This window comes from Mesorhizobium sp. M8A.F.Ca.ET.208.01.1.1 (assembly GCF_004791315.1).
GTDB lineage: Bacteria > Pseudomonadota > Alphaproteobacteria > Rhizobiales > Rhizobiaceae > Mesorhizobium.
In genome coordinates this window covers 1,299,404-1,300,918 of record NZ_SRUT01000002.1, presented here as the reverse complement: position 1 = coordinate 1,300,918, position 1,515 = coordinate 1,299,404, and the positions used below count along the sequence as shown (strand labels likewise).

The window sequence follows — 1,515 nt, the reverse complement described above, 5'->3', positions numbered from 1 at the left end:
GCTGCTCGATGTCATCAGGGGACAGCGGATATCCAGCGTTGATCGGGAAGTCGTTGCCGACCGTTCCGTAGCCGCTCAGGATCTTGTCCAGCATCTCTTCGCGGTCAATGGCAAGCTTCAGCGCCATGCTCAGATCATTGTTGTGTGGCGGGGCGGGCTTGCGGATCAGGGCGGCATGAACCGCTCGAACCTTTATCGCCTTCACACAGCATTTCAATTGCCCTCTCGCAGTGCCGTTACCACGTTTCCAACCGTCTTGCGGATCGTAGTCCTCTGGACGAGACTGACCGAACGGGTGATCACGCCGTCCGATCATTGTTTCACACGACGGCTACTCGCATGAGCTACTCCTTGGATTTGCCCGCTTCCCCGTTCAGGCGCTCGGATTGGCTGATTAGTGCAACAGCTAGTCTGGACCACCGCGCCTTCACCGGGTCCTATGCAATCGGCATGCCGCCGACGAAGTTGTACGACGAGTGAAAACCTGTGTTTCGCGCGGTACCGCAGGATACTGGTAACTCCGTGTGTCGGCATGCGGACAGAAAATGTTCTCCACCGGACAAGGGGCGGACATGGATGAACATGGGGTGAACATGGAACGCTGGGAAGGAATAGGTCGTGTTCCAGCAGCTTTTGAAGCGCGGCGGTCACGAAGCCGCTCGGGAGCGCGCCGTTAGCAGGGCCTACCCACGCGAACAGTCGAGACTGTCTGATCCATCCGCTAAATCCTCACCGCTGCGACTTCAGCCGAATGCAGAATTACTGCACCCAGGCAAGTATTCATTAGCCTAAATTCATCCCGCTCAGCCATTGCTTGAGCTTTGCCAAGAGCTTCTCCGTGCGTTCAGGTCGGGCGGAGAATTTGGGCAGCAAGAACAGCTTGGCGCGGGCGAGCGGATGGCTCCGCGCATGGCCTTGCCACAGAGAAGCTCGATGGTCTTGAATCGATCGTTCCACTGCATCTCCGGCGCGGCGCGTTCCAACCGTCCGACAGACTCAATCGGGCTCCTCAAGCGCCCTTCGTAATGGTGAGCCGGGCTGGCGGCGGCGCACACAACAGCGCGATCAAGTCGCCGCCAGCTCCCCATTGCTGGATTTGCCCATAAGGCAGGAGTTATAGGCGTGCCGCATGAGGCCGCAGTCGGTGCAGTGTTCGGCGTGAACGCCCAGGGCCGCGGTCCGGCACGCGTCCACCGCGGCCATGACCGGCGCTCGACCCGCTTGTCTGTAGCCTCGATCACATCAAAGACGCTAATCTTCGGGCGATAAGCTTTCTCAAAACGCGATGGACGGAAGCTAAAGAATGTATTGGACAGTGGTTTCTGTTTGATCCCACTCTTGCTCCCGGGACAGCCGCCTCACTAGACACGTACCATGGGCATACCGAGATCATTTGATGAAGCATCGTCCGCTCCTCCCGCCACGCTTTCCCATCGATGAATTCCGCTCGCGCCTCGGAGCTTTACGAACCATCATGGTCGAGCGGCGCGTTGAAGTACTTGTCGTGGATCAGCA

Annotated in this window: 1 pseudogene; it reads right to left on the bottom strand. The window is 58.5% G+C overall.

Annotated features, from left to right (window positions below):
- Window positions 1-1,107 precede the first annotated feature (1,107 nt).
- Window positions 1,108-1,206: pseudogene (locus EN851_RS16810) on the bottom strand (transposase zinc-binding domain-containing protein); the annotation flags it as partial.
- Window positions 1,207-1,515: the final 309 nt, after the last annotated feature.